Source organism: Streptomyces sp. NPDC018029 (assembly GCF_044327655.1).
Classification (GTDB): domain Bacteria; phylum Actinomycetota; class Actinomycetes; order Streptomycetales; family Streptomycetaceae; genus Streptomyces.
The window spans coordinates 105319-120077 of sequence record NZ_JBIRFV010000016.1 but is presented as its reverse complement, the minus strand read 5'-3'; the positions used below and the strand labels follow the sequence as shown (position 1 = coordinate 120077).

Genomic DNA, 14759 nt, shown 5'->3' with positions numbered 1-14759 from the left:
GGTTCTGCCAGACCCAGGGTCGAGCGGAGCCCTGGGTGGGCGCGTGGATCTCCTTCAGAGTCGGTACCGCGAGGCACCGCAGGGCCCTGCAAGGCACCGCAAGACGCCTGAGGGCCTCGCACCGAACGCGGTGTGCACACGCACCCAGCACCAAGCACTTAGCACTCAGCACTTCCTGGAGACCACCATGACCGTCACCGCCCAGACCACCGAGGCCACCGAGCAGGCCGCCTCCCTCGCCCGCCCCCTCACGGGCCGGGTGGCCGTCGTGACCGGAGCCTCCAGCGGTATCGGTGAGGCGACCGCGCGCCAGCTGGCCGCGCAGGGCGCGCATGTCGCCCTGCTGGCCCGGCGCGCCGACCGGCTGGAAGAGCACGTGGCCCGGATCGAGGCGGCGGGCGGCACCGCCCTCGCCCTGCCGACCGACGTGACCGATCCCGCCTCGCTCACCGCGGCCGCCGCCGGCATCCACGCCCGCCTCGGCCGCGTCGATCTCGTCGTCAACAACGCCGGCCTCGCCCTGCCCGACGTCCTGGACGGGGACGGGTCCGTCGGCACCAACTGGCGGCGGATGATCGATGTGAACGTCACCGGCGCGTTCGCCGTCGTGGAGGTGTTTGTCCCTGACATGCTCGCGGCAGCGGCCGAGCGGGGCCACGCGGACCTGGTCAACATCTCCTCCGTGGCCGCCCAGTCCGTCCTGCCCGGCTTCGCGGGGTACGCCGCCTCCAAGGCCGCCTTCAGCCACCTCTCCCGCAATCTGCGGGCCCGGCTCAGCCCCGCCGACGTACGCGTGACGAACATCGAACCCGGCGCCGTCGACACGGAGTTGCGCGACCACATCGAGGACCCGGCCATCAGCGCCGCCGTCAAGGAGGCCGTGGGCTCCATCGAGGGCATCCCCTCCGGGGACGACGTGGCCGAACTCATCGCCTTCGCCGTCGGACGCCCGCGACACGTCAACCTGTCCCAGATCTCCGTGCTGCCCACACGGGAAGCGTAGTCGTCGACTCGCTCTCTCCGGGGGGCTTCTCCTAGGCGCTACTCTCCGGCGATACGCCTCTCAACCGGCCGTACGAGGAACAGGAGAAACCAGCATGGCGATTCAGCGGATGGACAACGTCGGCATCGTCGTCGAGGACATGGACGCCGCCATCGCGTTCTTCGGGGAACTGGGCATGGAGCTGGAGGGCAGGACGGAGGTCGTGGGCCTCTTCGCCGACCAGTGCACCGGACTCGACGGCGTCCGCTGTGACATCGCGATGTTGAAGACCCCTGACGGTCACAGCCGGCTCGAACTGGCGAAGTACCGCAGCCCCGCGGCGATCAGCGCCGGGCCGCGAAACCAGCCGCACAACATCCTGGGCACGCACCGCGTGATGTTCGCCGTCGACGACCTCGAGGACACCGTTGCCCGCCTGCGCCCGCACGGCGCCGACCTCGTCGGTGAGATCGCCCGGTTCGAGGACAGCTATCTGCTCTGTTACGTCCGCGGCCCGGAGGGCATCATCGTCGGCCTGGCCGAGCAACTGCGCTGAGCAACTACGCCGAGCAACTGCGGCCGAGCAACTGCGCCGAGCACGAGGAGCCGATCCGGAGCCGCTGCCCCGTCTGAGAACGCGCTCAAGGGCGGGGCGTGGTCGGCCGATGGCTGGGACATGCACTCACCATCCGTGATTAGGGATCGCCGCCCTCTCGCCCGGCGCCTGCTCGGGACAGTTGTCGGACTGTCCGCCGTCCTGCTGTCGACCCTCGCGCAGAGTCCGGCGGCCCGTCCGGCCGAGGCCGCCACGCCGCATTCGGCGGTGACCGCGGACGGCAAGGGACTGCGAGCGTTGTTCGGTTCGGAGAACCGGGTGATCCGTACGCGCGATCGGGTGATCGCCGTGACGTTCAACGCGGCCTGGAACGACGCCGGCCTGGACAGCATCCTCGGAGAGCTCGCCCGCCGTCGCGCGGCCGCCACGTTCTTCCTGACCGGCGACTTCGCCGAGCGCCACCCCATGGTGGTGAGGAAGATCGCGGCGGCCGGCCACGGGCTGGGCAACCACTCCTTCAGTCACCCCTACTTCAAGGACCTGGGCAAGGCGGGACGACAGCACGAAGTGGTGGCGGCGGACGCTGCGCTTCGCGCGGCCGGGGCGGGCCGGGCGGTGACACCGTTCTTCCGGTTCCCGTACGGCGAGACCAGTCCCGCTCACATCAGGGAAGTCAACGCTCTCGGGTTCGCAGACATCGAGTACACCGCCGACACCAACGGATGGAAGGGGACCGAAGGCGGGATGACGGTGGACCGCGCGGTGAACAGGGCGCTGGACGCCCTGCGTCCTGGAGCGATTCTGCAGATGCACGTCGGCGCGTCGCAGGGCCGCACCGAGGTCATCGACGCCCAGGCCCTGCCCCGTATCCTCGACGCGATCACCGCTCGGGGCTACCGCGTCATCGACCTGCGCACTCTGCTCACGCCCTGACCACTCACCACGGCGTGGTCCTGATCGGACGCGCCTGGCCAGGTACGCATGCGGCTCGCGTTCACACCCTCTGGGTGCTGATCCGGAGCGACCGGCCGGGTTCCGGCGGGCCCGGCTCGGCCATGCGTTCGGAATGGTGGGCGCATCCGGAGGGAGAGACCGACCGCTCCGGGGACGAGTCCAGCCGCTCCGCCGGGTAGAAGATGTCGATGTCGACCTCCTCGCCGCCCACGATCTGTGTGTCCCACGCACCGCTGCGGACCAAGGTGTACAGGGTCCGGCTGTGCAACGTGTCCAGGTGCTTCAGGAGTGTCGCGTCGTCCGGCATGCCGGGGACCCGGGGCGCCAAGCGGGCGCGAATCGTCCGGAGTTGCGTCATGAGTGCTTCGAGGTCGGCCTCCCGGTCCAGGTCACGCCCCTCCTCCAGGGACTCCGAGATGCTCTCCTGAATCTTGTCCTTGATGGCCCGCGTCACTCCGTGCTCATCCGTGGTGATCATGGAGTTCCAGGCGCGGCTCTTGTGCCGGTACTGGAGCATCGACATGGCCGCCTCGTGGCGGACGAAGTCCGCGTCGCGGAACGCACGCCCGCGCCAGGTGCCGCTGAGGGACCGGGCGAGCGAGATGACCGATCCCCAGCCGCTGTTGAGGCCGCGTCCCGGCCAGAAGTGGATGGCGTTGGCGGCGTCCCCGAGCAGGAACCCGTAGGTGCCGGGGCCGGCGGATGTCCTCGGATACAGCCGTGCGGTGAACCGGGGCCGCTGGACCATGTCGAGCCGGAACGCGGTGACGGCGGTCAGGTCCGACTCGGGCACGGCGAAGAGTGCCAGGCCCTCCTTGACCCTCTTCCACAGCGCCGAGCCTTTGACCAGGGCGGGCAGGAAGAGGGTGCTGTGGGTGTCGCAGCAGAAGTCTCCGTCCTCGCTCCGGTTCATCACGCACGGGCGTGAGGCGACGCACTCCTCGAACACCCGCCGGACGGGGTCGATCCCCACGACTTCCTTCGCCTCCTCGTCGGTCAGCCGCATGTTGAGAAAGCCCTCACCGCGCAGGGAGTTGAGGAGGAAGCGGTTCTGCGCCACAGTCAGCAGCACGGACATCGGATCCGGAAGCCGCGACTTCACCTTCAGGCCGAGCACGACGTCCTGGAGATGTGCGCCTTCCAGGGAGTAGATGGACTTGTCGGCCTGCCCGAACTTCTCGGCGAAGTGCTCGCGTGTCCGGGAACGGCCGCCTTCACAGATGGCGAGCACGTGGTCTGCGGACGCGGTCTGCTCGTGCTGGAGCGCGTCGAACTGCTCCGGGACGAGGCGGATGCGGTCCGGCTTCTCGTTGGCCATTTCGAGGAGGGTGTCCTCGACGTAGGCGATACGGATGTTCCGGGGGTTGTGCCCGTCGATCGAGTCCGGACCCGCCGGCCACATCTCGCTGTACGCGCCGTCCCTGAACAGCCTCGTCCGGACCTCTTGGGGAAGGCCCAGATACTGGCGGCTCTGGACCGTGACGACCTGCTGCCGCCGGACATTGCCCTGCTTCGCGTCCTTCCAGACGACCCTGTCTCCGGCCCGGGTCCAGCGACCGTCGTAGACCGTGATGGCGACCCGGGGGCCCATGAGGGATTCGAGCAGCAGGGCGAAGGCCAGCCCGACGGGGCCGCCGCCCGACACCGTGACCTTGAGCACCGGCACCGGCTGCTCGGCGGGGGGAGGTGTAAGCGCCTGGAGCACGGAGAGGTCGATGATGGTTTCCATCGGATCCGCCGCCTCGAAGCGGAACGTTTCCTTGCCGATGGTGATCAGGTCGCCAGGCTGCAGCACGTGGGAGGTGGCGCGTTCTCCGTTGACGTAGGTGCCGTTGCTGCTTCCCAGGTCGTACAGCATGAAGCCGTGCCCTTCACGGCGCACCTCGGCGTGGAACCGCGAGATGCTCACGTCGCGGATCACCACGTCGTTCGCCGGTTTGCGGCCGAACGTGAGGGGCTTCGTGCCGATCCGGAACCGCTCTCCGGCCAGGGCGCCTTGACGACTGACGATCTCAGGAGGCATGGGTCCTCGGAGTCCCTTCACTCGACGAGCCGGAACGCGCAGCGAGGGCGGCCTGACCTAGGCCGCCGGGTGTCACTGAGTTCATACGGCGGGGTGCGGTAGTGCGTTCAACGGGGCATTTCGATTGCCCGGAAACCGACGCCACGCCGTTGTTAGGTTGGCCGGATGTGGTCGTGGCCTCGCCGGTAGGGGGAATGTGACTGTGAACGTCGGGGCGGCACGTTTCGCCGCAGGTCAGTGGGTCGCCCGGTATGCCCGGACCGATGCCGGCTATCGGGGCGCGTACTTCAGCGGCTCGACCGTCGGGCTGTCGGACGATGCCGAGTTGGCGCCCTCGTCCGACGTCGACATCTCGGTTGTCACCGCCGCCGACAGACCGCCGGTCAAGCCGGGGAAGTTGCGCCACCAGGGTGCCCTGCTGGAAGTCAGCTATCTGCCCTGGGCCGAGCTCGCCTCACCCGATGCGGTCCTCGCGTCCTACTATCTGGCCGGCAGCTTCCGCACCGACACGATCATCGATGACCCCACAGGCCATTTGCACAGGCTGCACGCACACATCTCGCCCCGGTTCGCCGCTCTGCCCTGGGTTCGCCGCCGGTGCCAGGGTGCCCGCCACCGGGTCGAAGCCCGGCTCGCGGCGATCGACACCTCAGCACCGTTCCACGAGCAGGTGGCCGCCTGGCTGTTCCCCACGGGCGTGACCTGCCACGTGCTTCTCACCGCCGCCCTGCGCAACCCCACCGTCCGCCTGCGCTACCCGGCCGCGCGCGAGGTCCTCGCCGCGTACGGCCACCTCGACCTCTACCCGGCTCTCCTTAACCTACTCGGCTGTTCACACCTGTCCCCCCACCGCGTCCAGCACCATCTGCACGAACTCGCCGCGACGTTCGACGCCACCGCCCGGGTGGCGAAGACGCCGTTCTTCTTCAGCAGCGACATCACCCCCGCCGCACGGCCGATCGCCATCGACGGAAGTCAGGCCCTCATCGATGCCGGTGACCACCGCGAGGCGGTCTTCTGGATCATCGCAACCTTCGCCCGCTGCCACACCGTCCTGGCCGCCGATGCTCCCCGACTCCACGCGTCCCTCGCACCACCGTTCCAGGCAGCCGTCGCCGACCTCGGCATCAGCTCCACCCAGGACATCCTCCACCGGGCCGAAGAAGTCAGCCGCTTCCTGCCCCGGCTCTGGCAGACCACCGAGGACATCCTGGCCAGAAACTCCGAGATCACCGCATAGGGCCACGTGAAGGAAGGACGAAGGACACACCTTCAAGGGGAGCCCGACAGCGGGTCAGCGCAGTCCGAAGCGGTCGGCCCAGGCGGTCACATCGGCGGTCGTCGCATTGCCGCCGCAGACCACCAAGCCGAGCCTGGCACCCTCACCGACGCGCTCCAGGACCTGGCGTGCCGCGGGCAGCAGACATCCGGCGGCCGGCTCGGCCCAGACCTTCGCGTGGTCGGCCAGGTCGAGGGTGCCCTGCACTGCCTCGGCGTCGGTCACCGTGAGGACGTCGGTGACCAGCGCCGAGACGTGTTCGTAGGTGAGCTGTGAGGCACTGGGGGCACTCAACGTCGAGACGATCGAGGACAGTTCGGCCCGCACCGGCCCGCCGAAGGCCAGGGCCTCCGACATGGCCCCCGCGCCTTCGGTCTCCACGCCCCAGATCCGTACACCGGGGCGGCGCGCGTGCAGCGCGGTGGCGACCCCGGAGATCAGTCCCCCGCCTCCGATGCTGACGAGTACGTCGGTGATCTCCCCGGCATCCTCCGCGAGCTCCAGGCCGACCGTGCCCTGGGCAGCGATGACGACGGGGTCGTCGAAGGGATGGACCAGGGTGAGCCCCTTGGCCTGGAGCTCGTCCACGAGGGCGAACGCGCCGTCCATGGTGTCGGCGAGGATGACGCTCGCCCCGGCAGCCTCGGCGACGTCCACGGCGTGGCCGGGGGCGGACCGTGGCATGACGACGGTCGCCTTGATGTCCAACGCTCCGGCCATGACCGCGGTCGCGATGGCGTGGTTGCCCCCGCTCACGGCTACGACCCCGGCGGCGCGTTCAGCCTCGGTGAGGGTGAGGAGCTTCGCCGTCGCGCCGCGTGCCTTGAAGGAGCCGGTGCGTTGCAGGAGTTCCAGTTTCACGGTGACATGTGCGCCCAGGAGCGCGGAAAGGCCGGGGCTCGGCACCGTCGGGGTCCGTATGACGTGCCCGGTGATCCGCTCGGCTGCGGCTTCCACGTCCGCGACAGTGATCAGCACATTCGCCTCCGTCACATGCTCCGAGCCGCAGGGGTATCGGGGTCCGTACACCTTCCACGGCAGAGGGGCGGCGGCCGCGTGGACGCCGCGCACATGGTGATCAACCGCGCAGCAGTTCGATCATCCTACGCCGCCCATGCTCTGGCCGAAACGGGCTGCGAGGCCCCGCCGGGGGTGCCCCGTCATGAAGGGCGGGGGCCTGCCTCAGTCGCTGTGGGTGACCGGCCCGGGATCGCTGTCGAGCGCGTCGAGCACCGCGTCACCGTTCGCCCTCGCCCACTCGGTCAGCACGTGGATCGGTTCGATCAACGTCGCGCCAAGCGAGGTGAGTTCGTACTCGACGCGGGGCGGCGCCTCGGCGTAGGCGTGGCGGCGGACGAGTCCGTGCGCCTCGAGCCGTCGGAGCGTCTGAGTGAGCACCTTGCGGGAGATGCCGCCGATCAACTCGATCAACTCGCCATGGCGCACCGGCCCCCTGCTGAGGCCCGCGAGCACGACCACCGTCCACTTGTCGGCGATCAGCTCGACCGCCAGACGCGCCGGGCAGTCGGCGAGAAAGGGGTCACCGGGACGGAAACCGCTCATGGCGCCAAAGGTACCTGCTGGTTCCTATCGGAAACCTAGTCTGAATTCTCTCCCCCCTTCCACAGCCAGCAGAGTCATGCGAGCCAGCAGAGTCATGCGAACCAGGAGAGTCATGCGAACCATGCGCGTCATCACCCAGCAGACGCTCGGCGGTCCCGAGGTGCTCACCGTCGTGGACGCGCCCGCACCCCGGCCCCTCCCGACCGAGGTCCTCGTCCGCGTCAAGGCGATCGGACTGAACCCGCTGGAGGCGCGCCTGCGCGCCGGCGAGTTTCCGCTGATCGGCCGGCCGCCGTTCATCCTCGGCTGGGACATCAGCGGCGTGGTCGATCAGGCACCGCAGACGTGGCGGTTCAGGCCCGGCGACGAGGTGTTCGGGATGCCGTTGTTCCCGCGGGCGGCGAGCGGGTACGCCGAGGTCGTGTCGGCGCCGGCGCTGCACCTGGCACGCAAGCCGGCGTCGCTCTCGCACGTCGAGGCGGCGGCGCTGCCGATCGTCGGGCTGACGGCGTGGCAGGGTCTCGTCGACCTCGGCGGCGTGAAGGAGGGCGACCGCGTCCTGGTCCACGGCGGTGGCGGTGGGGTCGGCCACGTCGCGATCCAGATCGCGAAGGCGCTCGGCGCGCATGTGGTCGCCACCGCCGGTCGGAGCAAGCGGAGGTTCGTCGAGGGGCTCGGCGCCGACGAGGTGATCGACTACACGGCGGTCGACTTCACCGAGGCGGTTCGCGACGTCGACCTCGTGCTCGACACGATCGGGGGCGACACCGTCGAGCGGTCACTCGCGGTGCTCCGCCCGGGCGGTCATCTGGTGACGGCGGTGGCCGAGGAGGACTCGGCGCTCATCGCCAGGTACGAGGCGGCCGGCATGCGCTTCAGCGGCATCGCGGTCGACCAGGATCCGGTCGCCCTGCGAGGTCTCGTGCGACTCGTCGAACAAGGCAGGCTCCGCGTCCACGTGCAGGAGACGTTCCCGTTCGAGCGCGTCGCCGACGCGCACCGGCTGCTCGACAGCGGCCACCTCCAGGGCAAGCTCGCCCTCACCGTCTGACCCCGTCGTGGGGCATGGCGTGGGCGAGGCCGAACTTGTGACACCCCTGTGACTGGAACTATGGCCTCCATCACATGCGTAGCATTCGCACCCTGATCAGATGACCGGATGCCCATACCCGTCCCTCTCCGCCCGGCTCGCACCCGCACCCCCGCCCTCCTGTCGGCTCTCGCCGCGACCGCACTGCTGCTCACGGCCTGCGGAACGGAGCACACCGGCGGCGGCGCGGCCGAGGCCGAGCCTCCGTCCCGTACGCAGGTCGACGATCCGGGCAAGGACGGCGTACGGATCATCTCGCTGACCCTCCCGTCGGCTTCCCCCTCGCCCACCCGCAGCTACTCGGTCTCCGCCGACAGCCTCGCCATGGACTCGGGGGTCAGCGCCGGTTACGAGGTCACCAACGAGAGCGCCGAAACTCTGACCTACTCGGTCACCTTCACCTTCCTGAGCAGTGATGGCGGGGCCGTGACCAACCAGACCGTGACCGTGCGCGATGTTCGCCCCGGGAAGTCCGTGCGGGGCACGGTCCAGGCCGGGGAACTGCCGCCCACCACGCCGCGAGTGGCGCAGGCCAAGGTGCTCGAAGTCGCCAAGATCCCCGCGAGCGAGGCGCCGCCCGAAGCGGGCACGTGCCCCTCCTCCGGGATCCGGGTCACCACCGACAAGGGCGACGCGGCCATGGGACTGCGCGTCGTGGGCCTGCACCTCGACAACTGCGGCACGCGCGACTACACCGTCGAGGGCTACCCGCTGCTGGAGCTCCTGGACGACAGCCTCAAGCCCGTCGACGGCGTCGAGATCCTCGACGGCAGCAGCGAGATCACCACCGGCGCGGGGCCCGACAAGGAGCCTCGTCCCGTCACGCTCAAGCCCGGCGAGTCAGCGACCGCGAGCCTGGTCTGGCGCAACACCACCGAACTCGGCACACCGGTGAACGTGCCCCATGTCCGGGTCCGGGCCAAGACGGGTGCCGCCCCGGTGACGGTGACCCCGAACCTCGACCTCGGAACCACCGGAAAGCTCGGGGTCAAACCATGGGAGAAGACGGAACGCTGAGCGGACCCTGCGAAGTCACTGCTGCCCCGTCCGTGCCGCTCCTGTCGGCCACGCAGAGCGTGAAGACCAGCAGTGACTGTCAGTGGTAGCGGTCATACTGCGCGCCATGGAACCCAGCGCAAGCGGATCGCTCTCCCGTGCCGCCCGGGCAGCTGCCCTTGAAGCCAACGCAGGAGGCTGCACCTACTGCTCCTGGGGGTTGGCCGAAGGCATAGACCACGTGATTCCCATGGACAGCGGCGGGCGGGACGACGTCAGCAACATCGTTCCGGCGTGCCGGAGTTGCAACAGCAGTAAAGGGAACCGGACTGTCCTGCAGTGGAAACGAGATATCCATGCCCGTCCGAGCGGCACCGGCACGGCAGGCTGGACGTTCGGCGGACCCGACTATCACGACCCGGACAAGGTCATCGACCTGCCTGCTGACAGCATCACGGAGCATGTCGCGAAAGTGCAGAGCGAGGTGACGGAGAACTTCGAGGCGCACGAGGCGGTGGAGGCGTTGCGGCTCGTCGATGATCTCAACCGCTTCATCGCCCGCCTCGGCAACCTCTCGTCGGAACGACGCTCCCTGCTCAGGAAAGAGGCAATGCTCCGCCTCTGGGACCACGAGGAAATTCTTCTCGCTGTCCCGGCGCCACGACGGCACGCCTTGTGGAAGGAGGACATAAGGCAGATCGACCTCAAAAGGGCACTACGTGATGCCCCGTGACCCCGTCGTGTCGTTGGCCGGTTCTGGAGCGTGTGGCGGGGTTGGGCTTCCGTAGGCTCGGCAGGACAGGACTCGCCTGTCACGCGAGGAGCCCTGGGGGTTGACGTGCTGTACGCATTGGCCTTTGAGCGGGTCGGCGTCGTGGTGAGTGACCTCTACTTTCTGAACCCGAACCCGCTGCGCGGACAGGAGTCCCCCGAGCGCGGGGTGCGGCTGGAGTTGAGAGTCTTCGAGAGTGGTGAGTTGCCCGGTTCCATGTACTCGGCACGCCCCATCACGATCGGTCGCCCCCTGTGGCGGGTGGATCTCCTCCAAGACGCGAACGCCGCCCCGAACACCTTCGACCGCACACACCACCACCCCGACATCGTCGGCTGGGAACCGGGCCCCCGGACCTTCGTCGAGGAACTGTCCGACGAACCGCTGGCGTGGCTGACCGGGAAGCTCACCGACCTCTCCAGCCTGCTGGATGAGGCCGGCATCTCCCCGGACGAGATCTCGCCGGTCGATGCAGACGGCCTCCGCACCGCTGCCCCCGAGATCGTGGACACCGTCCGCCGGATGCTGGAGCGGGTATGGGCCGGTGACCTCGGCCTTCCGGGGGGCGGCATGGATTCGGGAGCGGTGACCAGCGTGCGGGCCGGCTGGCTCTAGTCCGCGGGGTGCGGCGGAGTCGGACCTCAGTCAATCCTGCGGCGACTGGGCCGCCCACAGACGCAGCTTGTGCGGGTTGCGTATCGCCCAGATGTGCGTGATCCGGTCCCCCGTACCGTCGAACGCCACCACCGTCACGGTCACACCGTCCCGCTGCGCCACCAGGCCGGGCCGGCCGTTGACCATGCGTTCCAGGATCGTCAGGCCGGACAGCCTGCGGGCGACGTCGATGAAGCCGAGCGCGATGTGCTCGGCGTCCTCGGCCGGGCCGGAGGTGCTGGCCAGGCCGCCGGTGTCGGCGATCGCCTTGACGTCGGGGTCGAGCAGGGCGACGAGCGCTTTGATGTCCTGCGCCTGCCATGCCTGCTTGAACGCCCGGACGAGACCTGCCTGTTGGGTGACCGGGGCGGCGGGAGGCTGCGCGGCTCGGATCCGGCGGCGGGCCGAGGAGGCCAAGTGGCGGCAGGCCACCGGAGTGCGGCCGAGGATCTCGGCTATGTCGGCGAAGGGGTAGCGAAAGACGTCGTGGAGGACGAACGCGACCCGTTCGGCCGGGGTCATCGAGTCCAGGACGACCAGGAAGGCCATGCTGACGGACTCGTCGAGCGTGACGCGATCGGCGGGGTCGACGGTCGCGCCCTCGGTCAGCCCCGTGCCCCTCTCGGTGAGGTCGGGCAGCGGCTCGGGTAGCCAGTCGCCCGTGTAGCGCTCACGCCGGACCCGGGCCGAGCGGAGGATGTCCAGGCAGATGCGGCTGGCGACCGTCGTCAGCCAGCCGCCGACCGACTCGACCTCGTCCCGCTGCTGCCGGGACATGGCGTACCAGCGTACGTAGGTCTCTTGCACGACGTCCTCGGCGTCGGTCAAGGAGCCCAGCAGCCGGTAGGCGAGGTTCGTCACCTGTCGCCGCTCGCTGATGAGCGCGTTCAGGCTCTCGTCGGCATGCTCGTGCCCGGGCTCGGATGTGGTGGTCATGGTCCTGTCGACTCCCTCGATGACAGATGGCGGGCGCCAATTGCCAGATGGCGGATCGCTGATGGCGGCTCTCTTAGTCGTACGACGAGACCTCGCCCCGAACTGTGCCGTCGCCCGCCCCGTCCCTCCTCCCGTCGCACATTCCGCGACCCCGCCTCGTCGGAAGGCCCGGACACCAACCAGCCCCACAGAAAGGGACGATCATGGCAACACAGAGCGCAGCTTCAGCGGCTGGGCCGCAGTCGGGAGGAGCCGGGCCGCACTCCGGAGCAGCCGCGGATCCGACACCGGCCGCGCACCCCAGGCGCTGGCTCGTCCTCGCTGTCATCTGCTGCGCCTACCTCATGGTCGGCCTCGACCTGGCCGTGATGAACCTCGCGCTGCCGGACGCGCAGCAAGATCTCGGCTTCTCGGACGGCGACCGGCAGTGGGTCGTGACCGCGTACGCGCTGCCGTTGGGAAGCCTGCTCCTGTTCTGCGGGCGGCTGACCGACTTGATCGGCCGCAAGCAGGCCTTCCATATCGGGCTTGCCGGTTTCGCGGTCGCCTCCGCCGTCGGCGGTGCCGCGGACAGCTTCGGCGTGCTGGTGACGGCCCGGGCCTTCCAGGGAGCCTTCGCCGCACTGTTGTCGCCTGCCTGCCTGTCCGTGGTGGCCACCACTTTCACCGACCCGAAGGAGCGCGGCAAGGCCTTCGGTGCCGTCGGCGGTGTGATGGCTGCTGGCGGCGGCCTGGGGCTGATCATCGGCGGTGCCCTGACGGACAGTCTCGACTGGCGCTGGTGCATGTACATCAACCTGCTCTTCGCCGGTGTGGCGTTCATCGGCGGCGTGACTCTGCTGACCAAGCAGCCCAGGGCGGGCGCCCGCATGGACGTCCCGGGCGTGGTCACCGCGTCCGGCGGTATGTTCTGCCTGGTCTACGGCTTCGCCAACGCCGAGGACGGCTGGGGCCTGGCCTCGACGTGGGGCTTCCTCTTGGCCGGTGCCGCGCTGCTGTGCGTCTTCGGGGTGTGGCAGACACGCGCAGGGCATCCGCTGCTGCCGCCCCGGGTGGTCGCGGACCGCAATCGCGGCGGCGCCTACCTCACGATGCTGTTCGTCGGGGCCGGCTTCTTCAGCCTGCTGCTCTTCCTCGTCTACTACATGCAGACCGTCCTGGGTTACTCGGCCGTGGTCGCGGGCTGCGCCATGCTGCCGACGGTCGCGTGCACCATCCTGGTGACCGGCGTGGGAGGCTCGAAGCTGGTGCCCAAGTTCGGCCCCAGGCCACTGATTCCCACCGGCCTGGTGGTCAGCGGGGTCGGCATGGGCTGGCTCTGGTACATCGAGGTGGACTCCAGTTACGCCGGGGCTCTGCTCGGACCGCTCGTCGTGATCGGCATCGGCACGGGGCTGATCTACTCCGCCGTGGCGAACACGGGCACCTCCGGGGTGGCGCCGAAGGACGCCGGGGTCGCCTCGGCGTGTGTCAACACCGGGCAGCAGATCGGCGGTGCCGTCGGTACCGCGCTGTTCAACACGATCGCCGCAGACAAGACCACCAGCTGGCTGGCGGGCAACGTCCAGGGCCGGCCGTCCCCCGGCGAACTGCGCCAAGCGGCGCTCGAAGGCTACGCCGCGGTGTTCTGCTGGGCCGGTTACGCCCTGGTCTTCGGCGCCATCGTGGCCGCCGTACTGCTGCGCAGCGGTCCCCTGCCCACTCCGCCGGACAACTCCGAGGAACCGGCCGAGCCGCTCACGGCAGGCCGAGCCTGACCGACGTCTCGTACGCACCCGTACTCGCCGGGCTGCACCTGGGCATGGCCAGGCGCAGCCCGGCGGCTCTTCGTCCTTCCTCCCTCGCCAGCCACAGCCACAGCCACCCGGCGAGGGTGAACGCCCGATCGACAAGGACAGGTACCGCGGTGCAGACGTCCACTTCGGTGGAAACGGCGACGTCATCGGCGGAACCCCCGCGTCCGGAGATGATCGCTCCTGCGCCCAAGAGGTCCTCCATGGCGGGCCTGAGGCTTCCGTCCGGCCAGCGTTCGCCGGAGGCGATCACCGCAACCGGGCGTTCGGCCGTCCCGTAACCGTGGCGGACGAGCCAGCGGCTCACGGCTGTCGCGTTCCTGAGGGCGCCGGCTATCACGGGCGATTCACCGGCCGAGGCCGCGATGGCGGAGCCGTTGGGTGAAGGAAGTACCAGGCGGGGCGTGAAGGGGGCACGTCACAGGGCGGCGGGAGAGAGGGTCCAGGGGGACGACTCGGTGGCCATGCTGCGTCCGACCGCCAGGTCCGCCCCCACCCGCTCGGCAAACGCGGACGCGGTCGCGTCGCGCCACCGGTAGGGGAAGACCCGTGTCCCCGCCTCGACGGCGACCGTCACCGAGGTGGTGAACGAGAGCACGTCCACGACCACCATGCAGGCGACATCCGCTGCCAGCCGTTCCGCGCCGGTGGGTCCCCACTCGAACCGGACACCGTGGCCCTTCTGCAGATACCAGTCGTCATCATCCAGTACTGATGAAAACGGATGGAGGATCCGAATTCGCTGAGGCAAGCTCGCCCCATGATCTCAGAGGTGCAGAATGTAGCGATCGACTGTGCGGATGCCTATCAACTGGCCCGGTTCTGGAGCGAGGTGACCGGGCACCCGCTGCACCCGGAGGACAAGCCGGGCGACAAGGAGACCCAGGTGATGCTGCCGACGGGGCCGTTGCTGTTCTTCCATCAGGTGCCCGAGCCCAAGACGACGAAGAACCGGCTCCACCTGTGCCTGCGCCCGGACACCACCCGCGAGGCAGAGGTGGAACGGCTGCTGGGTCTCGGCGCCACCCTGGTCAGCGACCGTCGGGAGCCGGACGGCTCCGGATGGGTCGTCCTCGCCGACCCCGAAGGCAACGAGTTCTGCGTCCTGCGCAGCGCATCCGAACGTGCGGCCGCCTCCTCCTGACGTCGTCACGTCGCAGG

Annotated in this window: 16 protein-coding genes; 10 read left to right on the top strand and 6 right to left on the bottom strand. The window is 69.3% G+C overall.

Going from position 1 to position 14759, the window contains the following annotated elements; all coding sequences use genetic code 11:
• The first annotated feature begins 187 nt into the window (after positions 1 to 187).
• The 3 genes from ACH4D5_RS36230 to ACH4D5_RS36220 all read left to right on the top strand — a co-directional run bounded on the left by ACH4D5_RS36230 (position 188) and on the right by ACH4D5_RS36220 (position 2471).
• Complete coding sequence (locus ACH4D5_RS36230) at positions 188 to 1003, top strand: SDR family oxidoreductase (RefSeq protein WP_398311573.1); 816 nt, start codon at positions 188 to 190, stop codon at positions 1001 to 1003.
• A 94-nt stretch (positions 1004 to 1097) separates the two neighbouring features.
• Positions 1098 to 1538, top strand: coding sequence for a VOC family protein (locus ACH4D5_RS36225; RefSeq protein WP_398311570.1), 441 nt, complete (start codon positions 1098 to 1100; stop codon positions 1536 to 1538).
• 120 nt (positions 1539 to 1658) lie between these two features.
• Positions 1659 to 2471: a polysaccharide deacetylase family protein gene (locus ACH4D5_RS36220; RefSeq protein ID WP_398311567.1), complete on the top strand. Its 813-nt coding sequence runs from the start codon at positions 1659 to 1661 to the stop codon at positions 2469 to 2471.
• Between the two features lie 61 nt (positions 2472 to 2532).
• Here the strand turns inward: ACH4D5_RS36220 and ACH4D5_RS36215 are convergent, their stop codons facing one another.
• Positions 2533 to 4515: an FHA domain-containing protein gene (locus ACH4D5_RS36215; RefSeq protein WP_398311565.1), complete on the bottom strand. Its 1983-nt coding sequence runs from the start codon at positions 4513 to 4515 to the stop codon at positions 2533 to 2535.
• Between the two features lie 202 nt (positions 4516 to 4717).
• Between ACH4D5_RS36215 and ACH4D5_RS36210 the strand changes: the two genes are divergently transcribed.
• Positions 4718 to 5755, top strand: coding sequence for a hypothetical protein (locus ACH4D5_RS36210; RefSeq protein WP_398311704.1), 1038 nt, complete (start codon positions 4718 to 4720; stop codon positions 5753 to 5755).
• A 54-nt stretch (positions 5756 to 5809) separates the two neighbouring features.
• Here ACH4D5_RS36210 and ACH4D5_RS36205 read toward each other — a convergent pair whose 3' ends face one another.
• A complete protein-coding gene (locus ACH4D5_RS36205; RefSeq protein WP_398311701.1) occupies positions 5810 to 6769 on the bottom strand; it encodes a threonine/serine dehydratase in 960 nt (319 codons plus the stop codon).
• A gap of 207 nt (positions 6770 to 6976) precedes the next feature.
• Positions 6977 to 7357, bottom strand: a complete 381-nt coding sequence (locus ACH4D5_RS36200; protein WP_398311562.1) for a winged helix-turn-helix transcriptional regulator — start codon at positions 7355 to 7357, stop codon at positions 6977 to 6979.
• A 121-nt stretch (positions 7358 to 7478) separates the two neighbouring features.
• Between ACH4D5_RS36200 and ACH4D5_RS36195 the strand changes: the two genes are divergently transcribed.
• The 4 genes from ACH4D5_RS36195 (at position 7479) to ACH4D5_RS36180 (ending at position 10830) form a co-directional block, all read left to right on the top strand.
• Positions 7479 to 8408 (top strand): NADP-dependent oxidoreductase, encoded by a 930-nt coding sequence (locus ACH4D5_RS36195; protein WP_398311698.1) that lies wholly within the window; start codon positions 7479 to 7481, stop codon positions 8406 to 8408.
• 108 nt (positions 8409 to 8516) lie between these two features.
• Positions 8517 to 9464 (top strand): DUF4232 domain-containing protein, encoded by a 948-nt coding sequence (locus ACH4D5_RS36190; protein WP_398311559.1) that lies wholly within the window; start codon positions 8517 to 8519, stop codon positions 9462 to 9464.
• A gap of 106 nt (positions 9465 to 9570) precedes the next feature.
• A complete protein-coding gene (locus ACH4D5_RS36185) occupies positions 9571 to 10176 on the top strand; it encodes an HNH endonuclease signature motif containing protein (protein ID WP_398311556.1) in 606 nt (201 codons plus the stop codon).
• Between the two features lie 105 nt (positions 10177 to 10281).
• On the top strand, positions 10282 to 10830 hold the full coding sequence (locus ACH4D5_RS36180; protein WP_398311553.1) for a hypothetical protein: 549 nt from the start codon (positions 10282 to 10284) through the stop codon (positions 10828 to 10830).
• 30 nt (positions 10831 to 10860) lie between these two features.
• Here the strand turns inward: ACH4D5_RS36180 and sigJ are convergent, their stop codons facing one another.
• A complete protein-coding gene (sigJ, locus tag ACH4D5_RS36175) occupies positions 10861 to 11805 on the bottom strand; it encodes an RNA polymerase sigma factor SigJ (RefSeq protein WP_398311550.1) in 945 nt (314 codons plus the stop codon).
• 203 nt (positions 11806 to 12008) lie between these two features.
• On the opposite strand from sigJ, the gene ACH4D5_RS36170 reads away from it, so the two are divergent.
• Positions 12009 to 13562 (top strand): MFS transporter, encoded by a 1554-nt coding sequence (locus ACH4D5_RS36170; RefSeq protein ID WP_398311547.1) that lies wholly within the window; start codon positions 12009 to 12011, stop codon positions 13560 to 13562.
• On the opposite strand, the gene ACH4D5_RS36165 is transcribed toward ACH4D5_RS36170, so the two are convergent.
• Positions 13543 to 13905 (bottom strand): hypothetical protein, encoded by a 363-nt coding sequence (locus ACH4D5_RS36165; protein WP_398311544.1) that lies wholly within the window; start codon positions 13903 to 13905, stop codon positions 13543 to 13545. The two genes, ACH4D5_RS36170 and ACH4D5_RS36165, sit on opposite strands and share 20 nt — an antisense overlap.
• 111 nt (positions 13906 to 14016) lie before the next feature.
• Entirely contained in the window at positions 14017 to 14349 is a 333-nt protein-coding gene (locus ACH4D5_RS36160; RefSeq protein WP_398311541.1) for a hypothetical protein, read from the bottom strand.
• A 9-nt stretch (positions 14350 to 14358) separates the two neighbouring features.
• Here ACH4D5_RS36160 and ACH4D5_RS36155 point away from each other — a divergent pair, with 9 nt between their 5' ends.
• The gene (locus ACH4D5_RS36155) at positions 14359 to 14742 is read left to right on the top strand and encodes a VOC family protein (RefSeq protein WP_398311538.1); all 384 of its coding nucleotides are present in this window, start codon (positions 14359 to 14361) and stop codon (positions 14740 to 14742) included.
• Positions 14743 to 14759: the final 17 nt, after the last annotated feature.